The following is a 19715-nucleotide window of genomic DNA, read 5'->3' on the forward strand; positions in this document are numbered from 1 at the left end:
AAGGCCCTTGATATTCCGATCGATGTCCTGCGAGCCCTGAGCGTGGCTTTCCAAGATCAACGTCGCAAGCAAGCAGATGGTGGCGACAATAGACGTGACATTGCGTCACGCGACGCCATGCGTCCTTGGAAGCTCTTGAGATGAGCTTACTATGCACTCCATCGACTCTATGAAGTGGTAATGCCTGCCCGGAACATCGGGCTACATTGCTAAGTTCGAGGGTCCTCAGTGATGGAGTCACCATGACCTTCCTCGGCCTCGAAGCAGAAATGCTGGCGCGAATACAGTTCGCGTTCACCGTCTCATTCCATTTTCTCTTTCCCGCGTTCTCGATCGGGACGGCGAGCTACCTCGCCGTTCTAAACGCACTATGGCTGTGGAAGCGGGACGAGGCCTACCTGAAGCTCTTCGAATACTGGAAGACTATCTTCGCAGTGACCTTCGCGATGGGCGTCGTGTCTGGGATCGTCATGAGCTATCAATTCGGCACGAACTGGTCCGCGTTTTCAGACAAAGCCGGACCAGTTATCGGACCGCTGATGGGTTACGAGGTCTTGACGGCGTTTTTCCTTGAGGCGGGCTTCCTCGGTATCGCGCTGTTTGGCCGCAAGCGTGTTGGCGACACCGCGCATATGGTGGCGGTCGCCATGGTAGCTGTAGGCACGCTGATTTCCGCAACGTGGATCACGTCGGCCAACAGTTGGATGCACACGCCAGCTGGCTTCAGCGTCGACGCGAACGGCATTTTCGTGCCTGAAGACTGGTGGAGGATCATCTTCAACCCTTCCTTCCCCTACAGAATGACCCATACCGTGCTGGCAGCCTTCCTGACCACGGCCTTTGCCGTGGGCGCGGTCGGCGCTTGGCATTTGCTGAAGGATCGGACGAACCGCCAGGCCCGCATCATGTTCTCGATGGCGATGTGGATGGCGGCGATTGTCACGCCCGTTCAGATTTTCGTCGGCGACCTGCATGGCCTGAACACGCTCGAAAATCAGCCAGCGAAGATCGCAGCTATGGAGGGACACTACGAGACTCATAAGGAAGGCGCCCCTCTTGTCCTCTTTGGCATACCGGACGACGAAGCAGAGACCACTCGCTACGCGATCAAGATTCCCAAGCTCGGCTCGCTGATCCTGACGCACTCGTTGGACGGCGAGATCAAGGGTCTGAAGGAATGGCCGCGCGACCAACGTCCCCCGGCGCTCATGCCGTTCATGACCTTCCGGATCATGGTCGGCCTCGGTTTCCTGATGCTCGGTGTCGGGCTCTGGTCGGTATGGGCCCGCTGGAAAGGAACGCTGTATGACACGCCATCGCTTCATCGTGTCGCGGTGGCCATGGGCGGCTCCGGTTTCGTGGCCGTCCTTGCCGGCTGGTACACGACTGAGGTCGGTCGTCAGCCTTGGACGGTCTATGGGCATCTGCGAACTGCCGAGAGCCTGTCGCCGGTTTCCGCTCCCGCAGTCGGGACCTCGCTGCTCATCTTCATCGCGGTGTATTTTGTCGTCTTCGGCGTGGGCGTCTACTACCTGCTGAAGCTTATGCGACGTCCGCCAACCCCGCTCGACACGGATCAGGAACTTGACGCCGGCCCGATCCGGACGGCAGGCATCGTGCCCGGCGCAACGCAGGATCATTCGCTTGGAGGCCGCCATGGACATTGATCTTTCCTTCGTATGGGCGGGGATCATCGCCTTCGCCGTCCTCGCCTATGTTGTATTGGACGGTTTCGACCTCGGGATCGGCATCGTCTTCCCGTTCTTCCGAAAGCGTCGCGACCGCGACGTCATGACGAATTCGATAGCTCCCGTCTGGGACGGCAACGAAACATGGCTGGTTCTCGGGGGCGGCGGCCTCATGGCCGTGTTCCCGCTCGCCTACGCAATCATCATGCCAGCGCTCTATATGCCGATCATACTGATGCTGGTCAGCCTTATCTTCCGAGGAGTCGCATTCGAGTTTCGGTGGCGAACCCACCATGAATCCCATCTCTGGGATTTTGGTTTCTGGATCGGATCTTCGGTAGCAGCTCTCATGCAAGGCATTTCTCTCGGCGCACTTGTGCAGGGCGTTGCGGTCACCGGTAGGCAATACGCAGGCGGCTGGTGGGACTGGCTCACACCCTTCTCAATCCTGACCGGCGTCGCCGTTCTCACAGGCTACGCGCTACTCGGCGTTACATGGCTCAATCTCAAGACTTCGGGCGATATACAGGCGCGGTCGGCCAAGCTCGCGCGTCCCCTAAGTCTGGCGCTTCTGGCTCTGATTGCCATCGTGTCGCTCTGGACACCGTTCATCAACCGGATTTACTTCGAACGCTGGTTCGCCTGGCCCACCGCCTTTTTCTCGGCCTTGGTACCATTGCTGTTAGCGGCTTGTGCTTTTGCGCTCTGGAGCGGGCTGACCCAAGGCAAGCACCTGCAGCCGTTCTTGTCGGCGCTCGGCGTGTTCGTGTTGAGCTTTGTCGGACTTGGGATCAGCTTCTATCCGTACATGATACCCGGTGTCCTGACGATCAAGGAAGCGGCCGCACCAGAGAGTTCGATGAAGTTCCTGCTCGTCGGCGCCATGATACTGGTCCCAATGATCCTTGCCTATACCGCTTACGCCTACTGGGTCTTCCGCGGCAAGATCAATCCAGAAGAAGGATATCACTGATGGCCGAGGCCCTTCGCAAGACGGCCTGGTTTATCGCCCTATGGCTGGCCGGCGTCGGTACTGTCGCGGTGATCGGGCTCGTCATCCGCCTGTTTTTGAAGTAGCTCAGCTGCCCTCTCAGTGAAGCATGCGGAAACAGGGGCGATGAGCCACGAGCGAGCTCTAAGGCGACCAGCCGTTTCTGAGAAACGCCGAAGCGCTCCGGCGCTCGACCTCTGCAATAATAGGTACATTGCAGCGGCGGCCTGGCTTAAAGCCCCCGGACCGAGCGCGATGGGGGATGGGATAACGTCGCTTGAGCGATCTTCTCACAAGAAACGTGATCTAGCGCTTTCACGTTTTAGCCTTACGCGCTCTGCAGCATCGGCGCTAAGATCTGAAGCGAGCTTCGAAAAATCGCGATGGGTACACTGAATTGATCACATCGCGCTTTCAGCGCCTTGAGGTGGCGCGAGGTTCGAGTGCATCCAGTGCATCAGCATTATCCCTCCCCCAGCCATAGAGCATCTCTACGGGCTCGACGAAACGATTGCCTAAATCGGTCAATCGATATTCGACGGCCGGTGGTCTTGTGGAATGCACATGGCGCGAGACCAGACCTGAACGCTCCATCTCCTTCAAAGTTTGCGTGAGCATTTTCTTTGAGATGCCCGGCAGGCTGCGTTCCAGCACGCCGGTCCTGGCTGCACCTTGGTGAAGCTTGTGCAGCGTATGCAGGATCATGCTCGTCCACTTCGTCGAGAAAAGTTCCAGCACCCGGCGGGGTGCGCAGTCCTCGCGCCACTCTTCCTCATCGCTGCCCGGCCTCATGTAGTCACCTCTTGGTATCTATGTCCCCAATCGGTGCCGTCTGGATGTCGAGCGACTGGATGCCCAACTCTAACGAGATCGCAAGTGGAGTATCATCATGGTTAGAACAGCATTGGTCGTTGGTGCAAGCGGGATCGTCGGCGGCGCGACCTCAGAGCTTTTGCTGAAAGAAGGCTGGAAAGTCTATGGTCTGGCAAGACGTCCAAAGGATCACGCGCAGATCATTCCCGTCGCTGCCGACCTGCAGGATGCGCGCGCAACAGCACAGGCGCTGAGCGATGTGGAGCCTGATGCCGTCTTCATCAGCACATGGGCGCGTCAGGAGACCGAGGCAGAAAATATCCGCGTGAACTCGTCCATGGTCCGGAATCTGCTGGATGGTCTGAGCCCGAGCAATCCCAACATGCACGTGGCGTTGGTCACCGGTCTCAAGCACTATCTCGGTCCCTTTGAGGCCTATGGCAATGGCACCTTGCCGCAAACCCCATTTCGTGAAGAACAAGGCCGGCTTGATGTCGACAACTTCTATTACGCGCAGGAAGATGAGCTTTTTGCTGCCGCCAACCGTGATGGGTTTACTTGGAGCGTGCACCGTCCGCATACAGTCATAGGGCAGGCCGTCGGCAATGCCATGAACATGGGAACAACCCTTGCCGTCTATGCTACCATCTGCCGAGAGACGGGACGTCCTTTCCGCTTTCCCGGGTCTTCGGCCCAATGGAACGGTCTGAGCGACATGACAGACGCCAACCTCTTGGCGAAGCATTTGCTGTGGACGGTAGAGACACCTCAGGCCCACAACGAGGCGTTCAATGTGGTCAATGGAGACATATTCCGCTGGAAGTGGATGTGGGAGCGGATCGCCAACTGGTTTGACATTGAGCCTGCCGAATTCGATGGCACCATGAGTCCTCTTCTAGAGCAGATGAGTGAGGATGCTGCGATCTGGAGCGACATCGCGAAACGCGAAAGCCTGGCGGAGTCCGACATCGACCGCCTCGCATCACCATGGCACACCGATGCGGATCTGGGTCGTCCCATCGAGGTGGTCACCGACATGGGAAAAAGCCGACGTCTGGGCTTCAGAGAATATCAACCCACAGACGATGCGTTTTTCGCCCTTTTCGAGAGCTTGCGTAAAAACCGGCTTATTCCGTGAAGGAGCGGATTGCGGCTAGAGCGCCGGGCGCCCTATTGGACGCCGAAGGGAGGCTTACCCTTTTTGAATCGACGCATCGTGGTTTCCGAACATCGAGTCCGATTTCCGGGCCGATGCTGTCGCTCGACCGCGAGGTTCTACCGCGCCTTCAAAACTCACGACAAATTAGTCGAGTGGAAAAGTAAGGCCGCGGTGACCAGCCATTGGGTGAAGGATAGATCGTGCCGAGGTTAAGCGGAATTGATGAAACTCCGGCAGTTGGAGCTGAACTTTCTTGACCTCTGGTGCTGCCGTCAGTTGTGGGACAGTGCCTGCTTCAACATAGATCATTTCCACCCAACAGGGGTGACGGGAACAAACCCGCGACGCCCGGTGTGATGGATCAATCTTTTCTCGCTGTCCTTCGTGCACACGAGCCTATCAAGACAAACGCGGTTTAGCCCGTGCTTAAATTTCCCGACGACAGGAACGAATGTTGGGGGTTCCAGTTAGGTCTTAGGGGAAACACGAAACGCAACCCCCACGAGAGGAAACCATCATGAAAAAGATCATCCTAGCAGTGGCGCTGCTGAGCGCCACGGCGATGTCTGTTGCTGCCCAGACGTCGGCTCCAGCAACCAGCACAGATGGTAACACGCCTGCAGTCGCGACTCCTGAAACCAAGAATCCGACTGCTCCTGTCGAGGGTGCTAACAGCTTCACCGAAGCGCAGGCAAAAAGCCGCATAGAAGAAGCCGGCTATTCCGACGTCAAGGACCTCAAGAAGGATGACAAGGGAATCTGGATGGCCGCTGGAATGAAGGACGGCAAGTCTGTCATGATCTCCATGGATTACCAGGGCAACATTGTCGCCAAGTAAAGCGGCGTGCATCCGGCGGTGATCTCAAGGCCAGACCTTGGATCACAACTATTTACGCAATCGAGGACAACCCGATGAAAACTGTAACTGGACTATTCGACGACAATGCGGATGCGCATTCGGCATTGACTCAACTAGAAGCAGCAGGCGTGCCATCGAATGACATCAGCATCGTCTCGAACAACGCTCATCACCACGATGGCAGCGAATCCAAGGCCGCAGAAGGCGCTGGAACGGGCGCTGGCATAGGTGCAGTTGTGGGCGGTGCAGGTGGCCTGCTGACCGGCCTCGGCCTCATGGCCATCCCGGGTGTCGGCCCCGTCGTGGCCGCCGGTTGGCTCGCAGCAACCGCTGCTGGCGTCGCCGCTGGTGCCGTGGCGGGTGGTGCGGCAGGTGGCATCGTAGGTGCCATGACGGACTCAGGTGTCTCTGAAGAAGACGCTCACGTTTATGCGGAAGGCGTACGCCGTGGCGGCACTATCGTGACCGCAAAGGTGGACGACGGCATGGTTCCGGAAGCGGAAGCTATTCTCAAGCGATCGAACTTGGTCGATCCAGCAGCGCGCCGTGACGCTTACAAGAAAGAGGGTTGGAACCGCTTCGACGACACGCTTGATCCCTATGACGCCGACCAGATCAAGACCGAGCGCGATCGTTATAACCGTCCCGCTCTCTGAACTGACATCGGTAGGGGCTCTTGCCGCTGCCCCCCTGGTTTGCGGGTACCTGCCGCACGCCGGAAATGATTTGGGCCGCTTTCGGGCGGCCTTTTTCCTTAGGGGGGGAACTCACCACTCCTAAAATGGGCGCCGTCCAAAACCACTCGTGCGACATTGGAATACGTTCGCGATGAGAGAAACTCAAACACTCAGACGCCTCGTTGTGATCAGCGACTTCCAGGACGGGGATGCCTTTTCGGGCGTCGTGCCGTCTATTGAAGAGTTCCAAATGCAATGGCAGAGCGGCGAACGCGGCAAACCCGCATCGCAATGCACAGAGTTGGCTGATGTTCGCGTCGAAGGCGGTTATATTGAACGCCTGCCCCTTGCTTGCGTAAAAGCGGGTCTGGTCGATGTCGTGGAAATTTGGACACATTGGCGCGGTGAGAGCCCTCCCTCGCCGGACATGCGCCAAGCGCCCCTTATCATCCGCCGTGCGTTTCAGATGAACGGACCGGATGCGCCGTTTCACTCCAATGATATGGTGGCCCATCTTGCCACTTTCGGCCCGCCGGAAATCCTTTGCATATGGGGCCTTGGCGTCTCACAGGACATATTGAACGCCTGCGGGCCAAGCTATAAAATATATAATTCCATTGATGCCCCTTCTCTACGCATTCCACCAGAGGTGAGTCAGTGCTTCGATCTGATTTTGACTGGAGCTGAATGGCAATCACAGGAGGTGAGGCAACGCCATCCGCAGATGGCAACCACGGTTTTGCCGATCGGACCTGAATTCGCATCAGAAACGCAGTTCTATCCCATTGTTGGACCGAAGCCCTACGACATCGTCTATGTCGCTGCTGCCCAAGCCTACAAACGTCACGACATCCTGTTCGACGCTTTGGAAAAGCTGCCGCGATCGATCCGCAGTCTGTGCGTTTTCGGCTATGGGGAACTGGGCGATGACTTGCGCCAACGTGCGCTTGACCTCGGTATTGACGTTGACTTCATCGGCCCGCCAGGTGTTCCCTTCGCAGAGGTCAACCAACTGATGAACCTCGCCAAGATCGGCGTCGTCTGTGGCATTGATGACGGTGCCCCCGCGATCCTCACTGAATATATGCTGGCCGGTCTTCCTGTTCTCGCCAACAGTCGGCTGCGCTGCGGATTGCAATACATCACTCCCAAGACGGGATGGGCCGCACCGGCAGAAAGCTTTCACGAAGCGATTTTGTTGATGCTGGAAAAACTCGATGATTTTTCTCCCCGGCAAGCCGTGATCGACAATTGGACGTGGCCGCACTCCGTTGAAAAACTGCGCAAAATCATGCGCAGGTCAAAGAGTTAGAAAGTTTCCCCTCGTCCGGAACAAAGCTAATTGCGTCCGGTTCGGTTACGTCCTCAAACCCGGATGCCTCAATGAACCTTTCTAGTTCGATCTCCTCGCAGTCACTTGCAATCAACGAGCGGGAAGCACCGCTCATCTGTTTTTCGCATTTGCGGTGGGATTTCGTCCTACAGCGTCCCCAGCATTTGATGGCCCGCTTTGCGAAGCAGAGAGCTGTCTTTTTCTTCGAAGAATATATACCTACAGACCACCATCTCGCTTACTTTGAAATCCATCCATTCGAGGGCACTACCGTCAAATCGATACGCCCGCGTGTTCCTCATTGGTGGAATGCAGCCGAGCGTAACCTGGCCTTAAGTCGACTTCTGGATGAGTTTCTAGCAATGTCAGGCGCACGACGGCCAATTCTCTGGTTCTACACGCCCGCGATGTACGAGTTTGCGCGTCATATCGATGCGGCCGCGGTCATTTATGATTGCATGGACGAGCTTGCGAACTTCAGGTTCGCACCGGACCGCATGAAGGACATGGAAGCTGCATTGATGGCGCGGGCCGATGTTGTCTTCACCGGCGGCTACAGCCTTTATGAGGCGAAATGCAAGCAGCATAGCAACATCCACCCGTTCCCATCTGGTGTCGATGTCGATCATTTTCACCAAGCCCGGCAAAGGGTTGTTGAGCCGACCGATCAGCAAGCCATCTCCGGCCCAAAGCTTGGTTATTACGGCGTCATCGATGAGCGTCTGGACCTCGAACTCATTGCATCCCTGGCTGCGGCAAGGCCGGATTATTCCTTCATTTTCATCGGACCGATCGCCAAGATTGCGCCGGAGGATTTGCCGAGGGCAAAGAATATCCACTATCTCGGACAGAAACATTACGGCGAATTGCCAGCCTACGTCTCAGGCTGGGACGCTGCCCTCATGCCTTTCGCATTGAACGGTTCCACCCAATTCATCAGCCCTACGAAGACACCAGAATATCTGGCCGCCGGTCGTCCTGTGATCAGCACGGCGATCAAGGATGTCATCCGTCATTATGGAGCGGTGGAAGGGGTTTTTATCGCCAGCGATCCGCAGCATTTTGCGCAAGCCTGCGACGATGCTCTGTTGCTGGCAAGAAGCAGCAACGCATGGTGGAAACCTGTCGATCAGATGCTGGAAGGTTCGTCCTGGGACAAGACATTCCTGGCGATGGAGGGGCTCGTGGACGGCGTCATTTCCAGCACCGGTTTTGCCCATATGCAGGCTGCTAAAGGCACCTCGCGGAAGACAGCTGCCAGCAAACCAATGATCCTCGGCGAAGTCGTAGGCGTGCCCGGTCTATGAGCGAAAAACCTCGCAGGATCGTCCTTGCAACCGATAGTCTCGATCCATCCGGCATGGGCGAGCACATGCTGACACTGGCCCGTGCTCTTGACGAGGAGTGGAGCGTAACCGTTGCGGCCTATGCCGACACCGAGGGCGATCTCCTGTCGCGAGCCGCACGCTCCGGGCTAGCCATCAAGGCCATCGATGATATCGAGACATTCGGGTATTGGCTGCATGCCACCGGCACATCGCTCCTGCACGTCCATGCGGGTATCGGCTGGGAGGGTCATCACATTGCAACGGCGGGTCTTGATGCCAACATAGCTGTCATCAGAACCGAACACCTGCCCTATCTTTTGACGGACACGGACCAACAGCAGAACTACGCCCGCCAGTGCGCATCGCTTTCCCACCGCATCGCCGTATCACAAGCCGCCCTCGACAGCTTCGAGGATAATGGTGTCGATCCAGAACATATCAGCCTTGTCCGCAACGGTATCTTCGCACTGAGACCGGATGGGGAGAGACAAGCGCCTCCAGTCAACGGACTTGACGGTAAAACCGTTCTTCTGTCCGTTGCTCGCTTTTCCAGGCAGAAAGACCATGCAAGCCTGATCGCGGCCATGCCAGCCGTTCTAGCTGCCCACCCGGATACTGTCCTCCTTCTGGTCGGCAGGGGCGAAGAACTGGAAACGATCAAGGGTCTGGTAGAGGCAGCGTCCCTCCAACAGCAGATCCTGTTCCTGGGCCACAGAACCGATATCGGCTATCTCATGGCGCTGGCCGATCTCTTCGTTCTTCCTTCCAAATTTGAAGGATTGCCGCTGGCCGTGCTGGAAGCCATGTCCATCGGGCTCCCGGTCGTCGCGACCAATATCGGTGGAAATATCGAAGCGCTCGGCTCCTGCCATCCCTTTCTCGCCGACCCCGGCAATCCTGCCTCGCTGGCGGAGGTCCTTATCAGCGCGCTTGAAGATCCCGCAGCGGCAAGGGTCGCCGGGCAATCCGGCGCGCAACGTTTTCAGACACTCTTTTCCGCCCAGCGCATGGCGGCCGAGACCGCCTCCGTTTACCAGCGCGTTCTTTCGCACGCCGCACCCCTCACACAAGGACACGCTTCCATGGAAAAAACGCGTATCGGCTTTATCGGCGCGGGCGGCATTGCCAACCGCCATCTGGATATTCTCAGCCGTTTCGAGGATGTCACGCTCGTCGCTTTTGCTGATCCGGATTTCGCCCGCGCCGAACAGGCCGCCAGCCGCTTCGGTGCGAGGGCCTTTGAGAGCCACCGCGACATGCTGGAAGCACAGCCGCTGGACGCCGTGTATATCTGCGTGCCACCATTTGCCCACGGTGAGGCCGAGCGGGATCTGATCGCCAAAGGCATCCCGTTCTTCGTTGAAAAGCCGATCACCCTGGATCTGGCATTGGCGGAAGAACTGAGCGCCGCCGTCACGGCTGCCGATCTGATTACCGGCGTCGGCTATCACTGGCGCTACCTCGATACAGTCGAGGAAGCTCGCAACCTGCTCCAGGATAATCCCGCCCAGCTTCTTTCGGGCTACTGGCTGGACCAAACCCCGCCGCCGCAATGGTGGTGGAAGTCGGAGATGTCCGGTGGACAGATTGTGGAGCAGACCACCCACATCATCGATCTGGCTCGCTATCTTGTCGGGGAAGTCACCGATGTCTATGGCCGTGTCGGTTTCAAGGATCGGAGTAATTTTCCCGGTTTCGACGTGCCCGGCGTCACCACCGCAAGTCTCACCTTTCAGTCCGGGGTCATCGCCAACATCTCATCCACATGCCTGCTTGGCTGGAGTCACCGCATCGGTCTCAACATTTTTGCGGATCGTTTGGCCATTGAGCTGACCGACCATGATATCATGGTCGACGTTGGTGCGGGGCGACCGACCCGCCGTGCGGATGGCGATCCCGTCTGGCGTGAAGACCGCGATTTCATCGACGCGGTACGTGGAGGTGAAAACCATATACGCTGCACCTATCAGGATGCGCTTGCCACACATCGCATCGCACTCGCCGTTGTGCAATCGGCCCGCAGCGGCGAGCCCGTGGCGGTCGACCAACCCACCGTCACTCGCAACCCTGCTTCACCGCTCCATCATGAGCCGCGAAATGACCCGCCACCTGGGCTGGCGCCTGGTCACCGCATCATCCGTTCGCTCGGCATCGAGGCACCGGGAAAGGCTTTTTTCTTTGATTACGAGGAGGGTCCTCCCGGCGACGGTCAAGTGCGGATGGACACGCTCTATACCGGTTTTTCGGCAGGTACCGAACTCACCTTCATGAAAAACACAAATCCTTACTTTCACTCCCGGTTTGATCCGGGACGCGGCGTATTCCTGCAAAACGAACCGGACCTGAATTATCCGGTCCCCTTCCTCGGCTATATGGAAGTAGCACGTGTTGCAGAATCCCGCGCCTCCGGTTTTGGTGAAGGCGATATTCTCGCGACCACCTATGCGCATAAATCCGGTCACACGGCGGACCCGTTTCACGATGTGCTGGTGCCGATGCCTGACGACATCGACCCCATGCTCGGCGTCTTCGTTGCGCAGATGGGCCCAATCGCTGCCAACGGCATTCTCCACGCGGATGCGGATGCGCTGGGACAGACGATATCCAACTTCGGTTCAGGAATTGCGGGTCGCCAAGTTGTCATTATTGGTGCAGGCACGGTCGGTCTGATGACGGCGCTATTTGCACAAAGGGCAGGTGCACTCGATGTCATCATCGCCGATCCCTCGGAATTTCGCCGCAACAAGGCGCAATCAATGGGATTGATGGCCATGACAGAGGATGCTGCCTGGCAGCACACCAAAGCCCGTTGGCACAATGGCGGAGGGGATCGCGGTGCAGACTTCGTGTTCCAGACCCGGGCGCACCCCCAAAGTCTGCACGTCGCGCTTAAAGCGCTTCGTCCGCAGGGCACGGTCATCGATCTCGCCTTCTATCAGGGTGGGGCTGACGCGCTGCGGCTTGGCGAGGAATTCCACCACAATGGCCTCAACATTCGCTGTGCCCAGATCAATCGCGTCCCGCGCGGACTGGATGGCCTGTGGACAAGGCGGCGCCTGGCGCACGAAACCATCGGGCTCCTCCAATCACACGGCAAGATCATTCGCGAGCACATGATCACGCATGTTGTCCCTTTCGCAGACGGCCCGCAATTCCTGGCAGACCTCGTCACGAACCGCCCGGATTTTCTGCAAATCATCTTCGCGGTCAACGAATGACGCTTCACGAACAACCCATTCGCATTCTATTCGTCTTCGCATGGCTGGTCGTGGGCGGCGAGGAGACGGAAGTCAGGCTTCTCGCCCGGCATCTGGATCGCAGCCGCTATCGTCTGGATGTCGTCGCCTGTTTCCACAAGCCGAACATGCCGCACCAGACGCACGAGCAACTGCGAGAACTTGGAGTAGAGGTGGATACCACCCCCTACCACCTTTCATTTGAAGACACTGTTGCCTATCTCGCCAACAAGATACCAGGTTATGACGTCGTCATATCCTGCCAGAACGTCGCCGATATCTATCCTGCGCTGGAACGGCTGCACTGGCGCCCGCCGCTTATCGAACATGGCGGGCTGGTCTCTGAGGCGCTTGCCGGACCGAAGCATTTCACCAGTCGCTATGTCGGCGTATGCCGCTCTATCCGAGACGCAGCCGCATCTGTCATGCCGGGGCGAGAAGGTGATGCCATCGAAATTCCGTCGATGGTAGAACTGTCGGATTTCGAAGTCCCTCAAAGGGCCGCCATAAGAACATCGCTTGGCGTGAACCCGGACGAGACCCTTATCGGCTGGGTCGGCAGGCTGGATCCCAAAAAAAACGTCGAGGATTTCATCGAAGCTGCGGCACTGGTTCATGCCCGCGATCCGAGAACCCGCTTCGTGATCATCGGCGGACCGGACGCCTTCCTTCCAGACTATGCTGTACACCTGCAGTCACTCACAACGAGCCGAAATTTGGACCGCGTGTTGCGCTTTCTGGGTGATCGAAAGGATATCCCGACCCTGCTATCGGCGATGGACATATTTGTTTGGTTGTCAAAGGGCGAAGGCATGCCACATGTCATCGCGGAAGCCGGCGCTGCCGCCCTCCCCGTCATTGCCACACCCGACAACGGCGCGATGCAGCAGATAGAAGGCGGTGTGAGCGGTATTTTCGTGCCGTATAACAATCCCTCCGTCGTTGCCGAAGCCATGGAACGTCTGGTCGCAAGCCCGGCTTTGCGTGAGACCCTAGGACAAGCGCTCCGACGGAAGGTGGAAGCCACATACAGCGTTACAGCTGTCCTTCCTCAATGGGAAAAGCTGTTTGCTGAGGTGCTGAGTGGGCGAAAGCCTTCCGGACCGACGGGTCTGTTCAAGTCTTTCTTACAAGGCGGCTTCGAATGCTCGACGCACCGGCTCCGCTCTACCGGCTCAGCTGAAGGTCGACGTCTCGACATGATTGCTGCGGTCGGTCACGACGTGCATGCGGCTCCAGATTACAACCAGCTTGCAGACTTCAACATTCGAACCGTTCGCGATGGCTTTCGTTGGCATCTTATCGAAAGACAAGGCGGCTATGACTGGTCAAGCATTCGTCCGATGCTAAGGGCGGCCCAATCAACCGGAACGCAGGTGATCTGGGACTTGCTGCACTATGGATGGCCGGACGATCTTGACATTTGGTCGCCGCAGTTTGTGGATCGATTTGCCCTGTTTGCCGGCGCATGTGCCCGATTGGTGCGTGAGGAGAGCGATGATGTCCCGTTCTATTGCCCCGTCAACGAAATCTCTTTCTTCTCCTGGGGCGGCGGAGATGCCGGCTATCTCAACCCCTTTGCGAATGGCCGCGGATACGAGCTCAAGGTACAGCTTGCCCGAGCGGCGATTGCTGCGATGGAAACGATCCTCATGATCGAGCCGCGAGCGCGTTTCGTTCACTGTGATCCGGTCATCAACGTCGTCACCGATCCCGCCCGACCGTGGGAAGCGGGTGCCAGCGAGGGCCACCGGCAAGCGCAGTTTCAAGGCTGGGACCTGATTGCCGGAAGAATGTGGCCCCAAATCGGTGGTAGGCCGGAGCTTCTCGATATCATCGGCGTCAATTACTATTTCAACAATCAGTGGATCCACGGCGGTCCTCCGATCGATATCGGCCATCCACTTTACAAGCCGCTGAGCAAGATACTGGCTGAAACCTATGCCCGATATGGCCGACCTATTCTGATTGCCGAGACGGGTATCGAAGACGAGCGGCGCGCGGAATGGTTCGAATATGTGGCTTCGCAAGGAGCGAAAGCGATGCAGGCAGGTGTGCCTCTCGAGGGCATCTGCCTTTATCCCATCATCAATCATCCCGGTTGGGACGATAACCGACCTTGCTTCAACGGACTTCTTTCCAGCGATATCACCGCGGAGAATGCCCGCTCGGTCTACCAGCCCCTCGCCGATGTATTGAGATCGAACCAGATGCCAGACGGAGGTCATCTTCACTCACACAGCCCTCTCCCATCTTTAGTATGCAATGGAAACGAAAAACGCCCCTAGGTCGCGCTCTCTCCGGGTTTTTTCTGAGCAGGAAGACGACGATCGTCGCCGGTTTCCCGGACGCCTGGACACTGGCCGCCAATCCAATCTGGTGGCGCTAATAACGCAATCGTGCCCAACCGAGCCGCTGGTTACGGTCATGCCAGTTTCCCTCTTCCAGTCGAGACGCTGGATGAGCGTCGCCATGCTCTGGGCTCCAGGATGGAGAGCGACCCTGCACATGCGTGGCTGGGCGAAAGAGGCATCTCCATTTGCGGCCCAGCGTCGGTAGCGTACGGAAAAACTTGAAGTTGAACGCAACAGTCGATATTGCGGCAGTTTCCAATCGATAAAACGAGGACAACATGGCAACTGGTACTGTTAAATTTTTCGCACAGGATAAGGGCTTCGGCTTCATTACTCCAGACAACGGCGGTCCGGACGTCTTTGTTCACATCTCCGCGGTGGGCTTCGGTGGCGCTTTGACCGACGGACAGAAGGTTAGCTATGATGTCGGCCAGGACCGTAAGACGGGCAAGGCAAAGGCAGAGAACGTAACTGTTCTGTAATTACGCTATGGCCCCGTCTCTATTGCCGGGGCCACGCACAACCTGACAAACCGCCGCAGCCTCGTTGTGATCGCAAAAATGGTAGCCTCAACGAGAGCGCATGTTTGGGCGTAAAATGCCCCCTCCACCCAGTCGCTGCATGCTGCCCGCGCCTCGCCGGATCACAAACTCCCGTCCCTGACCGCTTCACCAACAGTGTCAGCAACATAAGCCCCACGCTCCCCCATTGGCTTCGGTGAGCCGGTTGTCGAATCCTTGCGCGTTTGATGCTCGAGTTCGGCGTTGATCTCTGCTCCGACGATCAGGATAACGACCGAAATCCACACCCACACCATCAGCCCAATGAGGGCCCCGAGAGTGCCGTAGGTCGCATTATAGTTCGCGAAATTCTCAAGGTAGAACGAAAACAAGACGGAGGCGACCAGCCAGAGCACCGTGCTGAAGACGACGCCCCAGCTTAACCATTTGATCTTTGCTTCTTCGCGGCTCGGACCGTACCGGTAGATCATTGAAATTCCGCAGCCGAAGACAAGGATGATGAATGGCCAACGCGCTAGACGGGCAAGAAACTCCTGCCAATCATCAAGCCACAGATACTTCAGAACTGCGGGCAGCACGCCAATAGCTGCAATCAGAATGATTGCGACGACAAGCGCGCAAAAAGTGAACCCCAGGGATAGAAGGTTCAAACGAACAAGACTGCGCTTTTCATCTTCTTGATACGCGACATTCATCGCGTCGAACAATGCCTTCATACCGCTGTTGGCGCTCCAGATCGCTACGAGCAAGCCGCCAAAGAACGCCAGACTTCTTGTCGATGTCGCCTGCTGCGTGAGAGATGTCAGCTGGTTCATTATCAAATCGAACGATCCAGGTGGGAAGACACCTGCAAGGAAACCGATGTGGGCCATAATCGCCGTGGGATCTGCGACAAATCCGTAGAGTGCCACCAAGGCACCGAGTGCCGGAAACAGCGACAGCAACATGAAATAGGTGACGCCAGCAGCAATCAACGTCACGCGATCAGCCATGATCGCCTTGACGACGCGCCAGAACACATCCCTTAAACCCTTTGCCGGAATGTCCTGTGGTGCCTCGGCGTCACGGCCGCGATCGCCCCCAGTGTCGTCGCTCATTGATCTCTCCAGCATGCTCGTTCTGAAACCGCATCATAAACGAAATAGCTAACGTTTATCGCCTGTTAAGTTGCTTTTCCCCATGCCATTCCGAACAGAATTTGTCTCTTCTTCAAGAAAATCGGCACCGGCAATTGCATCACGGTTTGTTTCAGGGCATCATAATCCGGCAGTACCAGCTGCATATTCTTCATTTGCAAATCCCGAGGAGGTACAAATGGAAGGTGCACCCGTACGTTTTAGAGCAATAGAGGACTGTGAGGCTTCAGGAATTTCCATCCCGGCCGGTCCATACATCGGTCGAGAAAAAATCCAGGCGACGGATAACGATCCGGCTGGACGGGAATTTCTCTACAGCCTCGACATGGCTGACAAAGGTACAAGCCTAGACGTCACGCCGCTGGTTGAACTTGGCAAAATCACCGTTGTTCGGCAAAGCGCGCTCTAACCAAACAATCGAAGATCGCGTTTTCTGCGAAACCCTCCAAGTTGGAGGGTTTCCTTTATCCTCATCCGAACAGATCCGCGATCGCGCTGATTTCGTGCTTACAAGGTAACGTTTCTGGCTGAGAACGTTCCTCGCTCCGAAGGCCCTCAGCATACCCCTTGTCCGTGGCACCGAGAGCGTTGAACATACCTAGGCGGCTTCGCGGACCCTAAACGTGCTGATCGGTCGAGAGATATTTTTGACCTGCTGGAAACCAGCGTCTTCAAACTTTAGTTTTCTCTGCTTCCTGATGTGATCCCTGACGGACCGGGAGACACATATGCCTCCGGGCTCAGCGATGCCCTCAAGCCGAGCGGCGATGTTGACGGTGTCACCGAATATGTCTCCGTTATCTATGATGACGTCTCCGACATTCATACCTATTCTAAATAGAAGGCGATCGTCGTTTGGCCTGTCGGCATTGTGCGTCACCATAAATTTCTGGATCTGGAGCGCACAGTCGATCGCTGAGAGCGCGCTTGGAAATGCCGCAACGATGCTATCGCCCGCTGTCGTTATGATCACACCACTATTGTCTTCAATTATCGTGTCGATGACGTCTCTTGCCGCCTTTAAACGCTCGAGAGTGTCGGCCTCATTGTTTTCCATCAGCCTGCTGTAACCAACAAGGTCGGCTGCCATGACCGCCATCAGACGCCGATCCGCATGTAAAAGAAGTTCATCTCTCGTCCTTTCAGCCGCTTTCGCCCGCGTGACCGTGGCGCGCACGACCAGTATCGCCATACCGCCGACCATTATGGCGAACAACAAAAGGAGAAAGTGCATCCGCGTCTTCGCAGCGCTGGCTGCGTCGGAACGTTTCGCAAGCTGCTCCAGTCCATCCTTCTCCATCTGAGCCAAAACAGACCGGATCCCATCCATGAGGATTTTACCCTGCCCGGTTTTGACAAGCGCAATCGCGCCGCTGTCGTCCCCATTGCGGCGATATTCCACGCTTTGTTCGAGCTCGGACTTCTTCTGGGCAACCAGACTCCGCAGGGTCGGGATGCTCCCTGTTTCGACAGATACGTCTTCCGCCCCCGCAGCAAGCTTATCCAGCATCCCATCAAGCGACTCCATCGCGGTGGTATATGGCTTAAGGTAAAGCTGGTCGCCCGTGAGGAGGAACCCTCTCTGTCCGATTTCTGCGTCTTGAATGTGGGACATGAGGCTGGAGACATCTGTGAGATATGCGACGTTTCTCCGAACGGCCTCGTCTGCCTTTTTGTCTTCTGACGATATCCAGAACGACAGGTAAATGGTCATGCACACACCGATCGCAACGACTGAAAGCGCGATTGGCATTGCCTTCTTTGCGAGCTGTTTGGAAATACTGTTTTCTATAGATGAAGTTCGGCGCATGCGTGCGGCTCCGCCAAGATAAAGGACTTTGAAAAGCAATCGGGAGGTTCAATCCGCAGCTTGCGGAGACAAACGAACGATGACGAACATTGTTCAACGTCCCGCCCGTTAACATTCGCTTGGATTGACCTTTTGTGTCGCCCCAGCGGAAATGCCGATCCTTACGGGCTCGCACGCGCCCACCCATCTTTTGATCGAGGACTTTCAATACTATTAAAGCACCGGTTACATATTATTCGTAAAGTCTCGGCAGCGCGGTCCACTGCAGTGCTTGAACTTACCCCAGGAAATCCGATGATCGATGCTTTAGAGTCCGATATCTTCAATCTTGCGCCGATCGCCATGTGGATCGAAGATTTTAGCGGAGTGCAGGCGCTTTTCGATGACTGGCGCTCCAGGGGAGTGACCGATATCAAAGCCTTCCTGAGAGAGGATCGCAACCGGATTCATGCCTGTTCGACGCGGATCCGCGTTACCGCTGTCAACGCCAAAACTCTCGACCTTTTCGAAGCGGATAGCCTCGAGCACTTGGTCGCCAATATCACTTCCGTCTTCCGCGATGATATGCTGGACACTCATATCAATGAACTGTCCGCGCTCTTCGATGGCGAAATGTCTTTTTCGAGCACGACCGTCAATTACACAATTTCCGGGCGCAGGCTCGACATCCAGCTGCGAGGAACAGTTCTACCAGGTCATGAAGAGACGCTCGGCAGGGTTCTTTTGACTACCGAGGATATCACCGACCGCGAAAACGCCCGTCGTGCGGAAGCCGAACAAAGGCGTCAGGCGGAGGGCATTTTCCAGCATTCCCCGGTATCGCTATGGATTGAGGATTTCAGTCGCATCCGCACGCTGATTGAAGACATTCGTGACCGCGGCATTACCGACTTCCGCACATTCATGGACGTTCACCCGGAATTTGTGCGCCAATGTATGAGCGAGATCAGGGTTATAGACGTCAATCAGTCAACACTCGATCTGTTTGGCGCCAGAGATCAAAACGATCTTCTGCACCGGCTTGGCGAAATTTTCCGTGACGACATGGAGAAACCCTTTCGAGAACAACTGATGGAGCTTTGGAACGGCAATCTCTTTCATCACCGCGAAGTGGTGAATTACGCGCTAGATGGTTCAATGCGTCACATTTTGCTGCATTTCTCCGTGTTCCCGGGTCACGAAGGCGATTGGTCTCGCGTACAGGTGGCGCTCGCCGACATCACGGCACGCAAGAAGGCAGAAGCCTATCTCGAATATCTCGGAAAGCATGACGTCCTCACCAAACTCTACAATCGCGCCTTCTATGCCGACGAGATGAACCGCCTCGAGCGCAAATCGCTGCGCCCTGTCTCAGCCGTCATCATTGACCTTAATGGCTTGAAGGAGGCTAACGATCAACTTGGGCACGACGCAGGCGACGGACTCTTGCGCCGCTTCGGCGAGATCCTCAATGGCGCGGTGGCGGCGCCGAACCATGCCTGCCGGATAGGCGGGGATGAATTTGCGGTCCTGTTGCCCGGCGCAGATGCAAAATCCGCTGCCACAATGATGGAAACAATCCTTGAACTTCTGCGGATCAACAATCAGTTTTACTCGACTGCTCCTCTGAGCATGTCCTACGGCGTGGCGACCAGTGAAGCAGACGAGACAATCGAGTCTGTCGTCAAACGTGCTGACGCCCTCATGTATGAAAACAAGAAAGCGCATTACGCCTCTATCAATCTCGGTGGCGCGCTGACCCGAGCGGAAGCTCGGAGACGATAATCCGCGGCAGAATCGCACCCTGACTCCAGGCGGTCACGTGTCGAAG

Annotated in this window: 15 protein-coding genes and 1 pseudogene; 12 read left to right on the plus strand and 4 right to left on the minus strand. The window is 56.6% G+C overall.

Annotated features, from left to right (window positions below; genetic code table 11):
- Positions 1-242 precede the first annotated feature (242 nt).
- Positions 243-1667 (plus strand): cytochrome ubiquinol oxidase subunit I, encoded by a 1425-nt coding sequence (locus PVA19_RS03585; RefSeq protein ID WP_274101202.1) that lies wholly within the window; start codon positions 243-245, stop codon positions 1665-1667.
- Positions 1657-2661, plus strand: a complete 1005-nt coding sequence (gene cydB / locus PVA19_RS03590; RefSeq protein ID WP_274101204.1) for a cytochrome d ubiquinol oxidase subunit II — start codon at positions 1657-1659, stop codon at positions 2659-2661. Before PVA19_RS03585 ends, cydB begins: the two co-directional genes overlap by 11 nt.
- A 432-nt stretch (positions 2662-3093) precedes the next feature.
- Here cydB and PVA19_RS03595 read toward each other — a convergent pair whose 3' ends face one another.
- On the minus strand, positions 3094-3471 hold the full coding sequence (locus PVA19_RS03595) for a winged helix-turn-helix transcriptional regulator (protein WP_274101205.1): 378 nt from the start codon (positions 3469-3471) through the stop codon (positions 3094-3096).
- 97 nt (positions 3472-3568) lie between these two features.
- Between PVA19_RS03595 and PVA19_RS03600 the strand changes: the two genes are divergently transcribed.
- The 8 genes and pseudogenes from PVA19_RS03600 (at position 3569) to PVA19_RS03635 (ending at position 14920) form a co-directional block, all read left to right on the plus strand.
- Positions 3569-4630: an SDR family oxidoreductase gene (locus PVA19_RS03600; protein WP_274101207.1), complete on the plus strand. Its 1062-nt coding sequence runs from the start codon at positions 3569-3571 to the stop codon at positions 4628-4630.
- A 538-nt stretch (positions 4631-5168) separates the two neighbouring features.
- Positions 5169-5489, plus strand: a complete 321-nt coding sequence (locus PVA19_RS03605) for a PepSY domain-containing protein (RefSeq protein ID WP_062441223.1) — start codon at positions 5169-5171, stop codon at positions 5487-5489.
- Between the two features lie 74 nt (positions 5490-5563).
- Positions 5564-6166 carry a hypothetical protein gene (locus tag PVA19_RS03610; protein WP_274101209.1) on the plus strand — a complete coding sequence of 201 codons (603 nt, stop codon included), beginning with the start codon at positions 5564-5566 and terminating at the stop codon, positions 6164-6166.
- A 172-nt stretch (positions 6167-6338) separates the two neighbouring features.
- On the plus strand, positions 6339-7499 hold the full coding sequence (locus tag PVA19_RS03615; protein ID WP_153310437.1) for a glycosyltransferase family 4 protein: 1161 nt from the start codon (positions 6339-6341) through the stop codon (positions 7497-7499).
- A 71-nt stretch (positions 7500-7570) separates the two neighbouring features.
- A pseudogene (locus tag PVA19_RS03620) lies at positions 7571-8710 on the plus strand (glycosyltransferase family 1 protein); the annotation flags it as partial.
- 113 nt (positions 8711-8823) lie between these two features.
- Entirely contained in the window at positions 8824-12066 is a 3243-nt protein-coding gene (locus PVA19_RS03625) for a glycosyltransferase (RefSeq protein ID WP_274101210.1), read from the plus strand.
- Positions 12063-14372 carry a glycosyltransferase gene (locus tag PVA19_RS03630; RefSeq protein WP_274101211.1) on the plus strand — a complete coding sequence of 770 codons (2310 nt, stop codon included), beginning with the start codon at positions 12063-12065 and terminating at the stop codon, positions 14370-14372. The genes PVA19_RS03625 and PVA19_RS03630 overlap by 4 nt, the downstream gene beginning before the upstream one ends.
- A 344-nt stretch (positions 14373-14716) precedes the next feature.
- Positions 14717-14920: a cold-shock protein gene (locus PVA19_RS03635; RefSeq protein ID WP_062424416.1), complete on the plus strand. Its 204-nt coding sequence runs from the start codon at positions 14717-14719 to the stop codon at positions 14918-14920.
- 161 nt (positions 14921-15081) lie between these two features.
- Here PVA19_RS03635 and PVA19_RS03640 read toward each other — a convergent pair whose 3' ends face one another.
- Both PVA19_RS03640 and PVA19_RS03645 read right to left on the minus strand, forming a co-directional pair.
- A complete protein-coding gene (locus PVA19_RS03640; protein WP_207773900.1) occupies positions 15082-16056 on the minus strand; it encodes a YihY/virulence factor BrkB family protein in 975 nt (324 codons plus the stop codon).
- Between the two features lie 65 nt (positions 16057-16121).
- Complete coding sequence (locus PVA19_RS03645; RefSeq protein ID WP_272865801.1) at positions 16122-16250, minus strand: hypothetical protein; 129 nt, start codon at positions 16248-16250, stop codon at positions 16122-16124.
- A 23-nt stretch (positions 16251-16273) separates the two neighbouring features.
- Here PVA19_RS03645 and PVA19_RS03650 point away from each other — a divergent pair, with 23 nt between their 5' ends.
- Complete coding sequence (locus tag PVA19_RS03650; protein WP_062424414.1) at positions 16274-16504, plus strand: hypothetical protein; 231 nt, start codon at positions 16274-16276, stop codon at positions 16502-16504.
- Between the two features lie 189 nt (positions 16505-16693).
- Here the strand turns inward: PVA19_RS03650 and PVA19_RS03655 are convergent, their stop codons facing one another.
- Positions 16694-17905, minus strand: coding sequence for a CHASE3 domain-containing protein (locus tag PVA19_RS03655; protein ID WP_082546347.1), 1212 nt, complete (start codon positions 17903-17905; stop codon positions 16694-16696).
- Positions 17906-18199: 294 nt separating this feature from the next.
- On the opposite strand from PVA19_RS03655, the gene PVA19_RS03660 reads away from it, so the two are divergent.
- The gene (locus tag PVA19_RS03660) at positions 18200-19669 is read left to right on the plus strand and encodes a sensor domain-containing diguanylate cyclase (RefSeq protein WP_111846611.1); all 1470 of its coding nucleotides are present in this window, start codon (positions 18200-18202) and stop codon (positions 19667-19669) included.
- Positions 19670-19715: the final 46 nt, after the last annotated feature.

Source organism: Agrobacterium sp. CNPSo 3708 (assembly GCF_028674915.1).
GTDB classification, from domain to species: domain Bacteria; phylum Pseudomonadota; class Alphaproteobacteria; order Rhizobiales; family Rhizobiaceae; genus Agrobacterium; species Agrobacterium cavarae.